17 protein-coding genes are annotated in these 17,692 nt (G+C 67.7%); 5 read left to right on the top strand and 12 right to left on the bottom strand.

Annotated features, from left to right (window positions below; genetic code table 11):
* Positions 1 to 21 precede the first annotated feature (21 nt).
* From gcvH to OCUBac02_RS18535, 4 genes are all read left to right on the top strand, one after another.
* On the top strand, positions 22 to 396 hold the full coding sequence (gcvH, locus tag OCUBac02_RS18550) for a glycine cleavage system protein GcvH (protein ID WP_173047721.1): 375 nt from the start codon (positions 22 to 24) through the stop codon (positions 394 to 396).
* Between the two features lie 159 nt (positions 397 to 555).
* Positions 556 to 1,896, top strand: a complete 1,341-nt coding sequence (gene gcvPA / locus OCUBac02_RS18545; protein ID WP_173047719.1) for an aminomethyl-transferring glycine dehydrogenase subunit GcvPA — start codon at positions 556 to 558, stop codon at positions 1,894 to 1,896.
* Complete coding sequence (gene gcvPB / locus OCUBac02_RS18540) at positions 1,896 to 3,467, top strand: aminomethyl-transferring glycine dehydrogenase subunit GcvPB (RefSeq protein ID WP_173047717.1); 1,572 nt, start codon at positions 1,896 to 1,898, stop codon at positions 3,465 to 3,467. Before gcvPA ends, gcvPB begins: the two co-directional genes overlap by 1 nt.
* Before the next feature lie 265 nt (positions 3,468 to 3,732).
* Entirely contained in the window at positions 3,733 to 4,992 is a 1,260-nt protein-coding gene (locus OCUBac02_RS18535; protein ID WP_173047715.1) for a L,D-transpeptidase family protein, read from the top strand.
* Positions 4,993 to 5,314: 322 nt separating this feature from the next.
* On the opposite strand, the gene OCUBac02_RS18530 is transcribed toward OCUBac02_RS18535, so the two are convergent.
* From OCUBac02_RS18530 to OCUBac02_RS18485, 10 genes are all read right to left on the bottom strand, one after another.
* A complete protein-coding gene (locus OCUBac02_RS18530) occupies positions 5,315 to 5,791 on the bottom strand; it encodes a F0F1 ATP synthase subunit B family protein (protein WP_173047713.1) in 477 nt (158 codons plus the stop codon).
* Positions 5,792 to 5,802: 11 nt separating this feature from the next.
* Positions 5,803 to 6,372 carry a F0F1 ATP synthase subunit B family protein gene (locus tag OCUBac02_RS18525; protein WP_244638982.1) on the bottom strand — a complete coding sequence of 190 codons (570 nt, stop codon included), beginning with the start codon at positions 6,370 to 6,372 and terminating at the stop codon, positions 5,803 to 5,805.
* Positions 6,373 to 6,503: 131 nt separating this feature from the next.
* A complete protein-coding gene (locus OCUBac02_RS18520) occupies positions 6,504 to 6,731 on the bottom strand; it encodes a F0F1 ATP synthase subunit C (RefSeq protein ID WP_038360954.1) in 228 nt (75 codons plus the stop codon).
* Between the two features lie 68 nt (positions 6,732 to 6,799).
* Entirely contained in the window at positions 6,800 to 7,564 is a 765-nt protein-coding gene (locus OCUBac02_RS18515; RefSeq protein ID WP_173047711.1) for a F0F1 ATP synthase subunit A, read from the bottom strand.
* Positions 7,565 to 7,606: 42 nt separating this feature from the next.
* Entirely contained in the window at positions 7,607 to 7,957 is a 351-nt protein-coding gene (locus OCUBac02_RS18510; protein WP_047579654.1) for an AtpZ/AtpI family protein, read from the bottom strand.
* Between the two features lie 404 nt (positions 7,958 to 8,361).
* Positions 8,362 to 11,817 carry a chromosome segregation SMC family protein gene (locus OCUBac02_RS18505; protein ID WP_173047710.1) on the bottom strand — a complete coding sequence of 1,152 codons (3,456 nt, stop codon included), beginning with the start codon at positions 11,815 to 11,817 and terminating at the stop codon, positions 8,362 to 8,364.
* 165 nt (positions 11,818 to 11,982) lie between these two features.
* Positions 11,983 to 12,603, bottom strand: coding sequence for a DsbA family protein (locus OCUBac02_RS18500; RefSeq protein ID WP_173047709.1), 621 nt, complete (start codon positions 12,601 to 12,603; stop codon positions 11,983 to 11,985).
* A gap of 92 nt (positions 12,604 to 12,695) precedes the next feature.
* The gene (locus OCUBac02_RS18495) at positions 12,696 to 13,193 is read right to left on the bottom strand and encodes a DUF721 domain-containing protein (RefSeq protein ID WP_047580797.1); all 498 of its coding nucleotides are present in this window, start codon (positions 13,191 to 13,193) and stop codon (positions 12,696 to 12,698) included.
* Positions 13,194 to 13,256: 63 nt separating this feature from the next.
* Positions 13,257 to 13,979 carry a cytochrome c biogenesis CcdA family protein gene (locus tag OCUBac02_RS18490; protein WP_173047708.1) on the bottom strand — a complete coding sequence of 241 codons (723 nt, stop codon included), beginning with the start codon at positions 13,977 to 13,979 and terminating at the stop codon, positions 13,257 to 13,259.
* Between the two features lie 9 nt (positions 13,980 to 13,988).
* Entirely contained in the window at positions 13,989 to 14,381 is a 393-nt protein-coding gene (locus OCUBac02_RS18485) for a thioredoxin family protein (RefSeq protein WP_173047707.1), read from the bottom strand.
* 221 nt (positions 14,382 to 14,602) lie between these two features.
* Here OCUBac02_RS18485 and mutY point away from each other — a divergent pair, with 221 nt between their 5' ends.
* The gene (mutY, locus tag OCUBac02_RS18480) at positions 14,603 to 15,682 is read left to right on the top strand and encodes an A/G-specific adenine glycosylase (RefSeq protein ID WP_173049692.1); all 1,080 of its coding nucleotides are present in this window, start codon (positions 14,603 to 14,605) and stop codon (positions 15,680 to 15,682) included.
* On the opposite strand, the gene OCUBac02_RS18475 is transcribed toward mutY, so the two are convergent.
* Together OCUBac02_RS18475 and OCUBac02_RS18470 are read right to left on the bottom strand one after the other, a co-directional pair.
* On the bottom strand, positions 15,658 to 16,389 hold the full coding sequence (locus OCUBac02_RS18475; RefSeq protein WP_173047706.1) for a peptidoglycan-binding protein: 732 nt from the start codon (positions 16,387 to 16,389) through the stop codon (positions 15,658 to 15,660). The genes mutY and OCUBac02_RS18475 overlap by 25 nt on opposite strands.
* A gap of 100 nt (positions 16,390 to 16,489) precedes the next feature.
* Positions 16,490 to 17,692: a site-specific DNA-methyltransferase gene (locus OCUBac02_RS18470; protein WP_173047705.1), complete on the bottom strand. Its 1,203-nt coding sequence runs from the start codon at positions 17,690 to 17,692 to the stop codon at positions 16,490 to 16,492.

Here is a 17,692-nt window from a genome sequence, read left to right as displayed (position 1 = left end):
AACCGACGCCAGGAGGAAACCATGGCCGAGACCCGCTACAGCAAGGACCACGAATATATCCGCATCGAGGGTGACGTCGGCACCGTCGGCATCTCCGATTACGCCCAGTCGCAGCTCGGCGACGTCGTCTTCGTCGAGCTTCCGACCGTGGGCAAGGCGCTGGCCAAGGGCGGCGAAGCCGCGGTGGTCGAGAGCGTGAAGGCCGCGTCCGAGGTCTACGCCCCGGTCTCCGGCGAGGTCGTCGAGGTCAACGGCGAGCTCGAGGCCGCCCCCGGCACCGTCAACGAGGACCCGGCCGGCAAGGGCTGGTTCCTGAAGATCAGAATCAAGGACGCCGGCGAGCTCGACGCCCTGATGAACGAGGCCGAGTACCAGGACTACGTGAAGTCGCTCTGATCGCCGTCTTCCCGCACGCGCTGCGGCACGAAGTGCTGCTGCGCAGATGCGGGACCGCCCTCAGGACAAGGCGCCTTCCCGTCGCACGATCCCGTGTCTGCGCAGCGGCATTCCATGCCGCAGCGCGCACGGGATGACACCCCGAAACGGAACCACCCCATGCGCTATCTCCCGCTCACCGATACCGACCGCGAGGACATGCTCGCGCGGATCGGCGTCTCCGATGTCGACGCGCTGTTCAGCGACGTGCCGGCCGACAAGCTGCTGAAGGCCCCGGTCGACCTGCCCCGCGCCAAGGGCGAGCTCGAGGTCGAGCGCATCCTCGGCAAGATGGCGGGCAAGAACACCGCTGCGTCCGCCGTGCCCTTCTTCGTCGGCGCCGGCGCCTACAAGCACCATGTCCCGGCGACGGTCGATCACCTGATCCAGCGCTCGGAATTCCTGACCAGCTACACGCCTTACCAGCCCGAGATCGCGCAGGGCACGCTGCAATATCTCTTCGAGTTCCAGACCCAGGTCGCCGCGCTGACCGGCATGGAGGTCGCCAACGCCTCGATGTATGACGGTTCGACCGGCACTGGCGAAGCCGTGCTGATGGCGCATCGCGTCACCAGGCGCCGCAAGGCGGTGCTCTCCGGCGGCCTGCATCCGCACTACACCGCGGTCGTCGAGACCCTCTCCGAGATGGCCAATGACGAGGTCGTGGTCCTGAAGCCCGACGTCTCGGCCCAAGAGGACATCCTTTCCCAGATCGACGACAGCACCTCCTGCGTCGTCGTCCAGTCCCCGGACGTGTTCGGCAATCTGCGCGACCTCAAGCCGATCGCGGAGAAGGCCCATGCCCACGGCGCGCTGCTGATCGCGGTCTTCACCGAGGTCGTCTCGCTCGGCGCCGTCGTGCCTCCCGGTGCGCAGGATGCCGATATCGTCGTCGGCGAGGGCCAGTCGATCGGCAACGCCCTGAACTTCGGCGGCCCCTATGTCGGCCTTTTCGCCGCCAAGTCGAAATATATCCGCCAGATGCCGGGCCGGCTCTGCGGCGAGACGGTCGATTCCACCGGCCAGCGCGGCTTCGTGCTGACGCTCTCGACCCGCGAGCAGCATATCCGCCGCGACAAGGCGACCTCGAACATCTGCACCAATTCCGGCCTCTGCGTGCTGGCCTTCACCATCCACATGACGCTGCTCGGCCAGGCCGGCCTCGCCCGTCTTGCAGAGGTGAACCACGCCAATGCCGTGAGGCTCGCAGACGCGCTCGCCGGCGTCGAGGGCGTGACCGTGCTCAACGACAGTTTCTTCAACGAGTTCACCGTGAAGCTGAAGAAGCCGGCGGCCGAGGTCGTCGAAGTGCTCGCCGCCAAGGGCATCCTGGCCGGCGTGCCCGTCTCGCGGCTCCTCCCCAGGGCCGGGCTCGACGACCTGCTGATCATCGCCTCGACCGAGGTGAATACCGATGAAGACCGGGCGGCCCTCGTGGCGGCGCTCGTGGAGGTGCTGTGATGCTGAACCGTCAGGGACGTCCCACCCAGGCCGGCGAGGCCGCTCATGCCGAGCACGCCACCTTCACCGGCAACAAGGCGCTGCAGCAGGTCGAGCCGCTGATTTTCGAGATCGGCCATCATGAGGCGACCGGCGTCGACATCGACAAGCCGGCGCCGTTCAAGTCGCGGCTGGGCAAGCATGCCCGCCAGGGCGAGATCGGCCTGCCCGGCCTCTCCGAGCCCGAGACGATGCGCCACTATGTGCGCCTCAGCCAGAAGAACTACGGCATCGATACCGGGCTCTTCCCGCTCGGATCCTGCACGATGAAGCACAATGCCCGCCTCAACGAGAAGATGGCGCGACTTCCGGGCTTCTCCGACGTGCATCCGCTGCAGCCGACATCGACCGTGCCCGGCGCGCTCGACCTGATGCTGGAGCTCGCCCGCTACCTGATGACGCTGACCGGCATGCCGGCCGTGGCCCTCTCTCCGAAGGCCGGCGCTCATGGCGAGGCTTGCGGCATGATGGCGATCAAGGCCGCGATCGCCGCCAAGGGCGAGGGTGCGACCCGCAATGTCGTGCTCGTTCCCGAATCGGCCCACGGCACCAATCCGGCGACGGCGGCCCTGATCGGCTTCTCGGTGAAGGCGGTTCCGGCCCGTCCGGACGGCACCGTCGCGGTCGAGGACGTCAAGGCCCTGCTCGGGCCGGATATCGCCGCGATCATGCTGACCAATCCCAACACCTGCGGCATCTTCGAGCCTGAGATCGTCGAGATCGCCGCAGCGATGCATGAGGCCGGCGCCTATTTCTACTGCGACGGCGCCAACTTCAACGCCATCGTCGGCAAGGCGCGTCCGGGCGATCTCGGCGTCGACGCGATGCATATCAACCTGCACAAGACCTTCTCGACGCCCCATGGCGGCGGCGGTCCCGGTGCCGGCCCGGTCGTGCTCTCCGAGCGTCTGGCCCCCTTCGCGCCGGTGCCCTTCATCCATGTCGAGAACGACAGGCCGCATCTGGTGGAGTCGCGCGGCGAGTCCCCGGCGGGCAATCAGCCCTTCGGCCGCATGACCGCCTTCCACGGCCAGATGGGCATGTATGTCCGCGCTTTGGCCTACATGCTGAGCCACGGCTCGGACGGCATGCGCCAGGCCTCCGAGGACGCGGTGCTGAACGCGAACTACATCCGCGCCGGGCTCGCCGACCTGATGTCGCTGCCCTTCCCGGACCACCCGTCGATGCACGAGGTGCTGTTCGACGACGAATGGCTGAAGGGCTCGGGGGTCTCGACGCTCGATTTCGCCAAGGCGATGATCGACGAGGGCTACCACCCGATGACGGTCTATTTCCCGCTCGTCGTCCATGGCGCCATGCTGATCGAGCCGACCGAGTCGGAATCGAAGGCGGCGCTCGATCTCTTCATCGCGACGCTGCGCGACCTCGCCATTGCGGCCAAGGGCAATGACAAGGAGCGCTTCACCAGCGCCCCGCACCACGCCCCGATCCGCCGCCTCGACGAGACCCGCGCCGCCCGTTCGCCGGTGCTGAAATGGGAAAAGCCGGCCCCCGCCAAGGCGGCTGAGTGAGAGCCGCTGTCATTCCGGGGCGGCCCGCAGGGCCGAACCCGGAACCCACGACCGGGTGAGCCCGATCGAATATTCTTGCCGTGACGCCTGTTCGTGGGTTCCGGGTTCTTCGCTGCGCGAAGCCCCGGAATGACAAATGTGCCACGGCCCCCACCGCTGACGGCGTTCGTCAGCATGGTGAAGGACAGCGATCGCTTCTTAAGCATTCCTTGACCATGTCGCGGAATGATCCCCCGGTGCCGCTCTGTGCGGCCCGGGGGTTTTCATGTCTGCGCGTCCCTCCATCCTCGCTGTTGCGGCTGCTGCTCTGCTGGCCTCGACCGCGCTCGTGCGTGCCAACGAGCCGAGTTACGGCCCGAACACCTATGACCGCACGCTCGAAGCGCTGATCGCCCATGAGGACGTCGCCAATCGCGGCGGCTGGCCCAAGGTGCCGTCGAGCGTCACGGCCCTGAAGCCGGATTCGCAGGGGCCCGACGTCGCCGCGCTGAAGCAGCGCCTGCTCGCCAGCGGCGATCTCGCGCCCGAGGCCATGCCGGGCGACGTCTACGATGCCAACGTGACCGAGGCGGTGAAGCGTTTCCAGCGTCGGCATGGCCTGTCGGATCTCGGCACGGTCGGCCGCCTGACCTTCAAGGCGATGAACACGCCGGTCGAACTGCGCCTGAACCAGCTCACTGCGACGCTGGAGCGGCTCAAGGGCAACGGCTTCAATTTCGCCAGTCGCTATGTCGTGGTGAACATTCCCGGCGCCAGCGTCGAGGCTGTCGAGAACGGCACGGTCGCCCAGCGCCATCTCGCCATCGTCGGCCGGCCGGACCGGCCCTCGCCGGTGATCCAGGCCAATATCTCCTCGGTCAACCTGAATCCGTACTGGACGGTGCCGATGTCGATCGTCAAGGCCGACATCATCCCGCATATGCGCAAGGATCCGGGCTTCATCGCCAAGTCGAACATGAAGCTGCTCGGCGCCGAGAACAAGGAAATCGACCCCGCGAGCGTCAACTGGTCGACCCTGAAGAACCCCTATTTCTATGTGCGCCAGGAGCCGGGGCTGACCAACTCGCTCGGCCAGCTCAAGATCGATATGCCCAACGGCGACGCGGTCTATATGCACGACACGCCGAAGAAGACGCTGTTCCGCAACGACGTGCGCTTCAACTCTTCCGGCTGCGCCCGTATCGAGGGCGTGCGTGATCTCGCGGCCTGGCTGCTGGAAGGCTCGGAGTGGACCCGTCAGGGCATCGAGGACGAGATCGCCAAGGGCGAGCGCAAGAACATCGCGCTGAAGAAGCAGGTTCCTGTCGCCTGGGTCTACCTGACCGGCTGGCAGGGTGCAGACGGGCAGGTCCAGTTCCGCGACGACATCTACGGGCTCGACACGCCGCAGGGCATCGTCACCTCGACGATCCAGCCGCGCAAGCCCAAGCCCAAGGCGGTCGCCATGCCGCAGCCGCGGCCGGCTTTCGGGCCGATCACGGCGGCGGACAATGCCCAGGCTCGCGCGGCGACCGCCAGCAATTGAACCCGTTGCATCGCAAGCTGGCGCAATACCACCTCGTCGTTCCGGGACATTGCAATGAGCCCGGAATCTACCAGCACGACGCTCTTCCAGAATCGTCATGCTCGCCCCTGCGGCGAGCATCCACGTCTTGAACATTGCCCTGGAAGAAGACGTTATGGTCGGCATGAGGCCGACCATAACGGGGCGGCGCGTTCCTGGAGTCCGGGCTCGGCCCTGTGGGGCGCCCCGGAAGGGCTGTGCAGACGCACGGGTCTATCAACTGCAAATGAAAGCGCCGCGCTTGGGAAAGCGCGGCGCCTAAGTTGTAGCGATCGCGATCAGCTCAGTTGAGCTTGGCCTTGATCTCGTTCAGCCCCGCAGCGAAGGCGGCTTCGCCGGCCTTGCCGGCCATCTGGCCGCGCAGGATGGTCTCGGCGGCCTTGGTGGCGGCCTCCGCAGCCGCGGCGCGAACCTCGGCCTCGGCCTGGCTCTCGGCCTGGGCGATCTTCTCCTCGGCCGCCTTGGTGCGGCGGGCGACGAAATCGGCGAGCTTGGCCTCGGCTTCCGCCGCGAGGCGCTTGGCCTCGTCGTTGGCGGAGGAGACGATCTCGGCGGCCTCGGCCTCGGCGGCCTTGCGCTTGGCATCGTACTCGGCGAGGAGCTTCTCGGCCTCCTGGCGCAGGCGGCGGGCTTCCGCCAATTCCTGCGCGACCTTCTCGCCGCGGGCGTCGAGCGCCTTCACGATCGCGCCCGGCACGCCGAACTTGACCAGGATGGCCAGGAAGATGACGAGCGCGACGCCGACCCAGAAAGTATCCATCTGAACTCTCCTCAGCCGCGCGTCAGGGCCTGGTCGACGGCCGCCGACGCCTCGCTGGCGCTGGGAGCCTGACCGGTCAGCTTGGTGACGATGGCGGCGGCGATGTCGCTGCCGAGATCGCGCACATTGCCCATCGCCTTGGTCTTGGTCTTGGCGATGGTCGCCTCGGCCTGCGCCATCTTGGCGGCAAGCTCGGCCTCGGTGGCGTGGCGCTGGGCGTCGCTCGCCTTGGCGCCGGCCTCGCGCGCCGTCTGGGCGATGCCCTGGGCGTTCTTGCGCGCTTCGGCGAGGGCCTTCTCATAGGCCTGCGCCATGTCCTCGGCCTTGGCCTGCATCTGCGTGGCCTGGTCGAGATCGCGGCCGATCGTCTCGGCGCGTTCTTCGAGGATGGAGCCGAGGCGCGGCAGCGCGACCTTGGACATCAGCCAGTACAACGCACCGAAGGTGACGGCGAGCCAGAACAGGTTGCTGGCGAAATGCGCGGGGTCGAAGGGCGGGAAGGAGGCCTTCTCGCCGCTCAGGCCCGGAGTGGCAGCCTGCGCCGCACCCGCCAGCAGAGTGGCGAACGAGGCGACGGCCACAGGCCATCCTTTTCGCGCGAACCCTGAAGATCGAACCGGCATAGCGTGCCTTTCAGCGCTGAAGATAGGAAACCGTCGCGCGCTTGGGCGGATAGCCCGGACGCGCGACGAGAAAGCGGTCGACGGAAGCGTCAGACCACGAAGAGCAGGACGAGCGCGACGACGAACGCGAAGATGCCCAGACCTTCGGCGAGCGCCGCGCCGATGAAGGCGCGCGGGAACTGGCCGTCGGCCGCCGAGGGGTTGCGCAGCGCGCCCGAGAGGAAGTTGCCGAAGATGGTGCCGACGCCGATGGCGGCGAGGCCCATGCCGAGCGAGGCGAGGCCGGCGCCGATGAACTTGGCTGCAACAGGATCCATGGTCTTATCTCCAGTGTGGAACTTAATGACAGGGGTGGGATGAACTCTCGCGAGCGCTGCCCGTGACCTCAGTGGCCGGGGTGCAGCGCGTCGTTGAGATAGACGCAGGTCAGGATCGCGAAGACATAGGCCTGCAGGAAGGCGACGAGGAATTCGAGCGCGGTCAGAGCGACCGCCAGAAGCAGCGGCAGCGGCGCGATGGCGTAGCTCAGCACGGCGCCCGAGCCGAGCAGCGCGACGACGAAGCCGCCGAAGACCTTCAGCGCGATATGGCCGGCCAGCATGTTGCCGAACAGGCGAAGCGACAGCGAAACCGGGCGCGACAGGAAGGAGACGGCCTCGATCAGCACCATGAAGGGCAGAAGCCAGCCGGGCACGCCCGACGGCACGAACAGGCCGAAGAAATGGCTGCCATGCTTCACGATGCCATAGATCAGCACGACCGAGATGACGAGCACGGCGAAGGCGGCGGTGACGATGATCTGGCTGGTGACGGTGAACGAGCCGGGGATCATCCCCAGCATGTTGCTGGCCAGCACGAACATGAACAGCGAAAACACGAAGGGAAAGAACTTCATGCCTTCCTTGCCCATCACGCCGGTCAGCGTGGAGGCGACGAATTCGTAGATCATCTCGGCGAGCGACTGCAGGCGGCCGGGAACGACCGCGCGCTGGCTCGAGCCGTAGATCATCAGCGCCGAGACGACGGCGAGCACGATCACCATCCACAACGAGGTGTTGGTGAACGACAGGTTGATGCCGAGCGGCTTCAGCTCAACGAGATTCGTGATGTGGAATTGGTGGATCGGATCGATTCCGCCGCCGGCCGCCATGGTCTCGTTCCTCGTCGCGCGGCCCGGACGGCCGCCTTTCGATCAATTTGCTTTCGGGCCGCCCTTCGACCCGGAGGTCGGGCGCGAACCGAGCCGATAGACAGCCCTGAAGCCCGCGATGGTTCCGATCACCAGGAAGGCGATCAGCAGGAACGGGGACGTTCCCAGCCACCGGTCGCCGAGATACCCGATCAGGGCACCCGCGATGACACCGCCTGCAAGATCCGTCGCGGCGCGAAAGCCTGAGGACATCGCGCCCGCAAGCGCCTTGTCCTCTCCAGCCGGGCTCGCGCCCGGCTTTTCGTTCTCTTCCGCCCGCTGGATCGCGGACTTCAGGGAACCCAGTCTTGCGCGCAACTCCGAGTCTGAGGCGTTGGGGTCGGGTTCGGACATGGTCTTGGTCTCCGTCTCGATCGCGTTTACGCCGCGATCCGGCGAAAAACCACTATAACCACGACCAAACCCGCGCATCGAGCCGTCGTCAGCACGGCCTCCTTTATTGGCAGCCCCCCGCGCTGTCAAGGCAGGTGGATAATGTCTAACGCATTGGAATATCTATAAATTCTGGCAAAGTGCGACAATCTTGCCGCATTGCGGGACCGAATGTGGCATTTTTTCAGCGGTCGAATGTCGTTTCGCCCACGCTTTTCGCGCTTGGCGCCGGGGCCGGAGCGCATGAACAGGGTATGTCGTCATGGTCGGGCTTGTCCCGACCATCCACGTCTTCTCTCGGGCCATGCGGTGTTCAAGACGTGGATGCTCGCCATAAGGGCGAGCATGACGGCGCGCCCCGCTGGTTACCCCGCTTCGCGGATGCGCTCGGCCGTCGCCAGGTCGACCGAGACCATCTGGCTGACCCCGCGCTCGGCCATGGTCACGCCGAAGAGCCGCTCCATCCGCGCCATGGTGATCGGATTATGCGTGATCAGGATGAAGCGGGTCTCGGTATTGCGCGCCATGTCGACGAGCAGGTCGCAATAGCGCTCGACATTGGCATCATCGAGCGGGGCATCGACCTCGTCGAGCACGCAGATCGACGAGGGATTGGTCAGGAACACCGCGAAGATCAGCGCGGTCGCGGTCAATGCCTGCTCGCCGCCGGAGAGCAGCGTCATCACCTGCGGCTTCTTGCCGGGCGGGCGCGCGAAGATCTCCAGCCCCGCATCGAGCGGATCTTCCGAATCCACCAGCCTGAGCTCCGCCTCGCCGCCGCCGAAGAGCACGCCGAACAAGCGCTGGAAATGGCCATTGACGACGTCGAAGGCGGCAATCAGCCGCTCGCGCCCTTCGCGGTTGAGCGCGCCGATCGCCTGCCGCAGGCGGCGGATCGCCTCGGTGAGGTCGTCACGCTCGCCCGAAAGCCCCTCGCGCTTGGCCTTCACCTCGGTCAACTCGTCCTCGGCGCGCAGGTTGACCGCGCCGAGCCGCTCGCGTTCGCTCTTGAGATTGGCGAGCCTGCGTTCGATGGCTTCCGGTTCCGGCAGGGAATCTCCGGCTTTGATCCCGGCGATGGCCTGCAGGCCGTCGAGCCCGGTATCGAGCCCGTCCTCGATCTGACGGATGATATCGTTGAGGCGCTGGCGGGCGGCCTCCAGTCGCGCTTCGGCCGAGGCGCGGCGCTCACGGGCGCCGGACAAGCCTTCGAGCGCGATGCGCGCCTGCCGGTCGGCGTCCGCCAGCGCGGTCTCGCCGGAAGCCAGCCTGTCGGCGGCGCCTCGGCGTGCGCCTTCCGCCTGCTCGATCTCGGCGACGAGCCGCCGACGCTCGGCGAGGAAGGTGTCGGGCGCTTCGAGAAGCGTCTGCTGCTCCGCGCTGGCGGCGTCGATTCGGCGCCGCGTCTCCTCGGCGCTCTGGAGGCTGGCGGCCGTGCGCTGCTTCCAGGCCCTGATATCGGCTGCGATCGCCTCGCGGCGGCGGGCGCGCAGATCGGCCTCCCGTGCCAGGGTCTGGACGCGGGCCCGCGCATCGGAGGCGGCGGCGCGAGCCTCGCCCAGCGCCACGCGGGCCTTGAGCAGGGTGTTTTCCAGTTCGGCGGAGGCGGGCAGGGCGGAAAGCCCGGTCTCCTGCGCCGTAACCTGCTGCGCGGCCTCCGATACCGCCTGACCCAGACGTTTGATCGCTTCCGCCAGCGTCGAGCGCTTGACCAGCGTCTCGGCCGCCTTGCGCTCGGCAACGGTCAGCTGCTCGCGGGCCTGATCGACGCCGCGGCGCGCCTGCTTCGCGGCCTCTATCGCGCTGCTCTCGGCCTGCGCCGCCTGTCCCGCCTCGGCGCTCGCGGTCTCCAGGGCCCGGCGCGCATCGTCGGCAGCTTCGCGAGCCGCCCTCGCCTCGCGTTCGAGATCGGCGAGGCGATTCTTCTCGGAGAGCCGCCGCGCCGCGGGCGAAGGGGCGTCGGCTGCGCTGGTGAAGCCGTCCCAGCGCCAGAGGTCGCCCGCCTGCGACACCAGGATCTGGCCCTGCTTCAAGTTGCGCCGCAGAATCTCGCCCTCTTTGCGCGTGACGACGCCGATCTGCGCCAGCCGCCGCCGGAGCGCTGCCGGCGCCTGGACACGGGCAAGCAGCGGCTCTGCGCCCGCGGGCAGGGCGGGGTCGTCCTGCCCCTCGCCGGTATCGTCCCAATGGGCGGGAGCGCTCGCCTCGGTCGATGCGTCGAGATCGTCGCCGAGCGCGGCGCCGAGCGCGACCTCATAGCCCTTGGCGACGCTGACGGCTTCGAGCACTACCGGCCAGCGATCGCCCGCGGCCGGAGCGAGCAGCTTGCGCAACGTGCCGATCTCGGTGTCGAGGCGCTGCGCCCGGCGCTCGGCTTCGGCGAGAGGGCCGCGCTGCCCGGCTTCCCGCTCGCGCGCCGAGGAAACGGCATTGCGCGCCATGACGACGTCGGCATCGGCCTTCTTCAGCGCTTTCTCCGCCGCGGCTAGCACCTCCCGCAGACGATCGAGCAACGTCTTCGCATCGGAGGCGTCGAGCGCTTCGAGTTCGCGGCTCAGCTTGTCGCGCTCGGCCCCGGCGCGGTCCTGCCGGTCGCGCGCCTCGCGCAGCGAACGCGCCAGGGCGGCGCGCCGTGCGGCGAGGTCGGCAAGCGCGGCTTGGGCGGTGGCCTGCCCGGCTTCGGCCGCGGCGAGGGCCGCTTCCGCCTCCTGCTGCGCCGATGTCGCAGCTTCCGCACCTGCCCCGGCGCCATCGCCTTCCCTAGCGAGCACTTCGTCTTCTGCCGCCAGCCGGTCGAGGCTTTCGGCGGCGTCGCGACCGATCGTCTCCTGCCGCGACAGATCGGCCTGCAATTCGGCGAGGCGCTTGCCGAGTTCCTCGGCGCGCTGGCGAGCCCGCCTGTTCTCGGCTTCGAGCTCGTCCAGCCCGCGCTTCAATCGAACGAGCGCGGCGGCGGCGGTCGCTTCGCCCTCGCGCAGCGCCGGCAATTCATGGGCGGCGATGGCCTGCCTTTTAGCTGCCTCGGCCTGGAGTCCGGTCTGATCGGCGACGCCGCGGACGGCTTCTTCCAGCACATGCGCCGCCTGCGCCTCCTGGGCACGGGCGTCGTGCAGGGCGATGACGGCGAGAATCGCCTCGGCGCGGCGGATATCGGCGGCAAGGCTGCGATAGCGCCCGGCCTGCCGGGCTTGCCGCTGCAGGGCGTCGATCTGCCCGTCGATCTCGCCGAGCACGTCTTCGAGCCGGGTCAGGTTGTCCTCGGCTCCGCGCAGGCGCAATTCCGCCTCGTGGCGGCGGCTGTGCAGGCCGGCGATGCCGGCGGCGTCCTCGAGGATGCGGCGGCGCGATTGCGGCTTGGCCGAGATGATCTCGCTGATCTGCCCCTGCCGGACGAGCGCGGGCGAGCGCGCCCCGGTTGCGGCATCGGCGAAGAGGAGTTGTACGTCCTTGGCCCGCACCTCCTTGCCGTTGATGCGGTAGGTCGAGCCTTCCTCGCGCTCGATCCGGCGCGTGACCTCCAGCACATCGGTTTCGTTGAAGGCGGCCGGCGCCTTGCGGTCGCTGTTGTCGAGGGTGAGCGAGACCTCGGCCATGTTGCGGGCCGGGCGCTCGTTGGAGCCGCCGAAGATGACGTCGTCCATCCCCGAGCCGCGCATGTTCTTGAACGAGCTTTCGCCCATCACCCAGCGCAGGGCTTCGACGAGGTTGGACTTGCCGCAGCCATTGGGTCCGACGACGCCGGTCAGGCCCGGCTCGATCGGGAATTCCGTCGGCTCGACGAAGGTCTTGAATCCGGCGAGCTTGAGGCGCGTCAGATGCATGGGCGCGCTCTACCGGTTTGAAAATACTCAGCCCTCATCCTGAGGAGCTGCGCAGCGGCGTCTCGAAGGATGGTTCCGGCGCGCGCTGGAGCATCCCTCGAGATGCAGCCGAAACGGCTGCTCCTCAGCATGAGGGCGGAGATAAAAGCGCTCAGAGCGCTCCCCTCACTGGCCGAGGAGCGGCTCCAGGATCTTGTCGAACTCCGCGATCGAGAGCGCACCTGAACGCTTCTGCCCATTGATGAAAAAGGTCGGCGTCGAATCCACGCCGGCTTTGGCCCCGCCATCCTTCACCACCGTGACGGCGTCATAGATATCCTGGCGCTTCAAGCAGGCCTCGAAGGATTCCTGTGTGAAACCGGCCTGTTTCACCAGCGACGAAAGGGCATCGACCGGCTTGTCGGTGAAGGCCCAGTTGCGCTGCTGCGCGAACAGCAGGTCCGTCATCGGATAGAATTTGTCGTTGCCGTTGCAGCGGGCCAGCATGAAGCCAGCCGTGGCCAGCGGATCCAGCGGGAACTCGCGCAGCACGAAGCGCACCTTGCCGGTGTCGATATATTTCTTCTTCAGCTCGGGCCAGGTCGTGGCGTGGAAGCTCGCGCAATGCGAGCAGGTCATCGAGGCATACTCGACGATGGTGACCTTGGCGTCGGCCGGGCCGAGCCAGACGTCGCCCAGCGGGCCCGCATCGGGCAGCTTGGTCTGGGCCCGCGCGGCGGTGCCGCCGGCGAGCGCGGCAGCGGCGATGCCGGCTGCGCCGGTCAGGAGCTGTCGCCTGTTCGTCATCGTAGGTGATCCTCGGAAAGGTCGAAATCGGGTGGAGCTATAGAGGTGATCGCGATTGTGGCAAGAGCGCATCATGCCGCGCGCCGGGCCGCTCACGAAGCCGTGTCATCGCCTTGCGTCTTTGCGCGCAGCGCCACCGCCCGGCCGAGCTTCGCCAAGGCTTCGCGCAGGCCTTCGTCTGCGACGTTCGAAACCTGCGCCTCGACGCGTGCCGCCGTCTCACTGTCCAGCTTCGGTGCCGGCTTGGCCATGACGGGCGCCGCAACCGGCCCCTGCTTCAGCACGAGCTTGCCGACCGCGCGCCAGCCGAGATGCGTGTTCACGCGCTCGACCAGGAGCGGCCCGAGATGCTGCATTTCCAGAGCGAAGGCGCTCTCGACCCGCACCACCATCGTCGCCGGCTCTGACACCTCGCCCGGCGCCGGCCGCCGCCGCGGCCAGTCGATCTTGAGCGGGCGCGAGCGCGCCGCCAGCCGCTCGCCGACGATCTCAGGCCAGAGCGAGACGATGGCGCGCCCCGCGAACCCCTGTGCGGCCAGCGCGGGCGCGATGCAGTCGTCGATCAGCTCTGCGAGCGGTTTGGCGGACATCCGCTATTACTGGGCCGCCGGCCGCCGGCTCGCAAGAGCTTCCGCACGGGGGCGAGCCATATCTCAGAAGCGCGTGGTCAGATCGACCAGCCAGGCCGGCGAGCGACTGACCAGTTCGGCCTCGATCGCCTTGTCGTAGCCGCTGACGATCAGGAGGCCGACGACGACGAGCACGATCCCCAGCAGAATCTTCGCCGTCTTGCCGCCCTGGAGCATCTGCTGCCGCCAGCGCAGCATCGCCTGGCGCGACATCAGGCCGAGCGCCATCAGGGGGATGGCTGCGCCGAGGCCAAAGGTCGTCATGATCCCGGCGACCTGACCGAGGTTCTCGCCTTGCGCGGCCAGCACGGACGCCGCTCCCAGCGTCGGGCCGACGCAGGGCGCCCAGACGGCTCCGAGCAGCAGGCCGACGCCGAACTGCCCGGATATGCCCTGCGTGGAGAAACCGGACAGATTGCGTTCGGCCCAGTCGCTGACCGGGCCGCCGGCTGCGGCGAGGCGAACTTGAAGCGGCGGAATGGCGAGAACGCCGCCGACCGCGATCATCAGGATGGCTGCGGCGGTCCGGAAGACATCGGCGTCGAGACCGAGCCCATAGCCGATCGTCGCGACGAAGAGACCGACGGCGACGAAGGACAGGGCCACGCCGGCAGCAAGCGCCAGCGGCGCGAGGCGATGCTCGGCCGCCGCGCTGCCCAGCACGATCGGCAGGAGCGGCAACACGCAGGGGGACAGTATCGAAAGAAGGCCGGCCAAAAAGGCGAGGCCCAGGCTGCCGAGAACCATCTGACGTCCTTAAAGAGCTTTGACGAGCAAGGCCTCGATCGTCTTTCCGTTAGTGTCGCCGACCGAACGCCCGGCTTCGCGGGGGCCCTTGAACACGATCAGCGTGCTCTGCATGCGCGCGCCGAACTGCTTGACGACGTCCTTCTGGCCGTCGAAATCGACGCGAAACACGACGAGGTCCTTGAAGCGCGGGTTCTTGCGCAGATCGGAGATGATCGGTGCCTGGGCGCGGCAGGTCGGGCACCAGTCGGCGTGGATCTCGACGAGGATCGGCTTTCCGGCCTTCTGCGCCTCGCCGAAGGCTGCGGCCGTGTAGGCAATGTTGTCGGCTGCGCGGCCCGGAACGGACGAGAGGAGGCCGGCGAAAGCCGCGACGGCGAGGAGATGGCGGCGCGAGAGCATGTGCGGTTCCTGTCCTTGTGCTCGTAGGATACTGCTGCGACTTCGCAGCGAAGCGCTGCGAGGTTACGCTGGCGCCAGCGCGCTCACGGCGACGTGAACGCGGCGCGCCTCGCCCTGGCCGCCGGGCTTTGTCGAAGCGCGAGGGCGTTGCCTGCCCTGCGGTGCGCGGTTAGCGATCAACCGGCGTGGATCACGTCCTTGAAGGCTGTAGCTTGACCCTGATGAGCCTGGAAACCGCCCCTCACGCCCGCGCTTCCGATCTTCTAGCCTGGTACGACCGCCATCGCCGGGCGCTGCCCTGGCGCGCGAAGGCGGGCGAGCGGCCCGATCCCTACCGCGTCTGGGCCTCCGAGATCATGCTGCAGCAGACCACGGTTGCGGCGGTCAAGCCCTATTACGAGCGCTTCATGGCCCGTTTCCCGACCGTGAAGGCACTGGCCGAGGCGCCCTCCGAGGACGTCATGCAGGCCTGGGCCGGGCTCGGTTACTATTCCCGTGCCCGCAATCTTCACGCCTGCGCCAAGGCGGTGATGGAGAGCCATCGCGGCCGCTTTCCCGACACGGAGGAGGGCCTGCGCGCCCTGCCTGGCATCGGCGCCTATACCGCCGGCGCGGTCGCGGCGATCGCCTTCGACAGGCCGGCCGCGGCGGTGGACGGCAATGTCGAGCGTGTCATGAGCAGGCTCTTTGCCATCGAGGATGAATTGCCGGGTGCCCGGCCCCTGATTCGCGCGAAGGTGCTGGCGCTACTGCCGCCGGCCCGGCCAGGCGATTTCGCGCAAGCCCTGATGGATCTCGGCGCCACGATCTGCACGCCGCGCAATCCGGCCTGCGGCCTCTGCCCCTGGCGCGAGCCATGCCGGGCGCGGATCGCCGGCACGCAGGAGGACTTTCCGCGCAAGGCCCCTAAGAAGGCCGGTGCCACGCGCTATGGCGCGGCCTTCGTGCTGGCGCGGGCCGACGGCGCGATCCTGCTGCGGACGCGGCCGGCCAAAGGCCTGCTTGGCGGCATGGCAGAGGTGCCGACCAGCGAGTGGCGCGCCGATTACGAGCTCGACGGTGCCGCGCAGGATGCGCCGCTATCCCTGCGCTGGACGCAGGTCGCGGAGCCGGTCCGCCATGTCTTCACGCATTTTCCGCTGGAGCTGACGGTGTTCACCGGCAGCGTTCCGGAGAGCACGCCGGCGCCGGCCGGCATGCGCTTCACCAGGCTGGCGGAGCTCGCCGGCGAACCGCTGCCGAGCCTGATGCTGAAGGTCGTCGAGCGCGCCGGGCTCTACGCCAGTTCGAAGACGCGGTAGGTCATCGTCGGCAGCTCGACGGACCATTTGAAATAGCCCTTCGAATAGATCTTGCCGCGGTTCGGCGGCCAGGGATCATGGATGCGCAGCGTCGTGCCGGTGCCGTCGGGATTGCCGTCGCCGCGCATGCCGACGATGACGATCATGTGGCCGGGGCTGCCGCGCCCGGCCGTATACTCGTCGACGCGCCAGAGCATGTCGAACATCAGGGGACCGCGCGATACCGCCTGTCTGAGTTGCTCGACGGACCAGGATTGCGGCGCGTTGCAACGCAAGCCGTGAATGCGGCCATAGCGTTGGCCGGTCACGATCGCCTGGTCGCTTTCGGAGGAGTTCAGAAGCCCGCCATCGGAGGCGATCATGTCCGGCGGCGTCCTGGCTATGACGATCGGCACGGTCGATTTCTTCATCATCGCCGTCGATGTCGCCCAGCAGGTCGTGTTGGTCGGCTGCGCGATGAACGGCACCTTGTGGAGGATCGGCGCGAAAGCCTCGGTATCGTAGAGACAGCTTTGCGTCGCGGGGCCGGCCTGCCCATCCTCGACCAGCCAGTTCTTGCGCTGGAAGGCGAGGACGGCGTTATGGGTCAGGTTGCCGAACTGGCCGTCCGGCACCAGTTTCGGGATCGGCTTCAGTTTCGCGTTCAGGGCTTCCTGAAGCTTCTTGACCTCTGGCCCGCGGGAACCGGTCTTGAGGATCGTCGCCATGCTGCCACCCCCACTGTCATAGGCTCAGGATGCACGCACCGGTGATGGATGCGCGTCCTCCGAACGAATGATCGCGGGTCGGTCGCGGGCGGCCGGCGGCTCAGGCCGCCGCCATCTGCGCCCTGATCTCGCCGCGCAGCGTATCGAGAACGGTCAATCCGCCTTCGCGCTCGACATGCCAGAAGGTCCAGCCGTTGCAGGCCGGAAGGCCCTGCGCCAGCGCGCCGACCTTGTGGATCGAGCCGACCGCCGGACCGAGCAGCAGCGTGCCGTCGGCCCGCACTGTCGCCTTGTAGCGACGCTTCTCGTCATGGACGCTCTCGCCGGCCTTCACCAGTCCGGCTTCGACCAGGCTGAGGAAGGGCACGCGCGGCTCGCTGCGCTTCGAGGGGGCGGCCGAGAAGGCTTCCGGCGCCAGCGGCGTCACCGCCGCGATGCGCTCGCGCGCCGCCTTGGCATAGACCGGGTCGCGCTCGAGCCCGATGAACCGGCGGCCCAGAGCCTTGGCGACCGCGCCGGTCGTACCCGTGCCGAAGAACGGATCGAGGATGACGTCGCCGGGGTTCGAGGCCGAGAGCAGCACGCGGGCGAGCAGGGCTTCCGGCTTCTGCGTCGGATGCACCTTGGCGCCGTTCTCGTCCTTCAGACGCTCGTCGCCGGTGCAGAGCGGCAGATACCAGTCCGACCGCATCTGCAGGTCGTCATTGCCGCCCTTCAGCGCCTCGTAATGGAAGGTGTATTTCGAGCTTTCGCCGCGCGCTGCCCAGATCAGCGTCTCATGCGCGTTGGTGAAGCGCCGGCCGCGGAAGTTCGGCATCGGATTGGCCTTGCGCCAGACGATGTCGTTCAGCATCCAGAAGCCGAGATCCTGCAGCGTCGCGCCGACGCGGAAGATGTTGTGATAGCTGCCGATCACCCACAGCGCTCCGTCCGGCTTCAGGATGCGCCGCGCGGCCGAGAGCCAGTCGCGGGTGAAGCGATCGTAGTCGGAGAAGGAGGCGAACTTGTCCCAGTCGTCGTCGACGGCATCGACGAGGCTGTCGTCGGGCCGGCGCAGATCGCCGCCGAGCTGGAGATTATAGGGCGGATCCGCGAAGATCAGGTCGACGCTCGCCGGGGGCAGGGCGTTCATCGCGGCGATGCAATCGCCGACGAGGACCTGATCGAGCGGCAGTTCCTGAGGGATGCCGATATGTTCGGGAAGGCCCTTGGCCTTCATCCGGGCCCCCAGTGCAGGCCGTCCGGTACGCGAAACCTGAATCCGGACGGGAGCACTGGCGGTCCCGGTACGCGAGATACCCAT

This window comes from Bosea sp. ANAM02 (assembly GCF_011764485.1).
GTDB lineage: Bacteria > Pseudomonadota > Alphaproteobacteria > Rhizobiales > Beijerinckiaceae > Allobosea.
The sequence above is the reverse complement of the archived record's forward strand: the minus strand, read 5'-3'. Positions and strand labels throughout refer to the sequence as shown.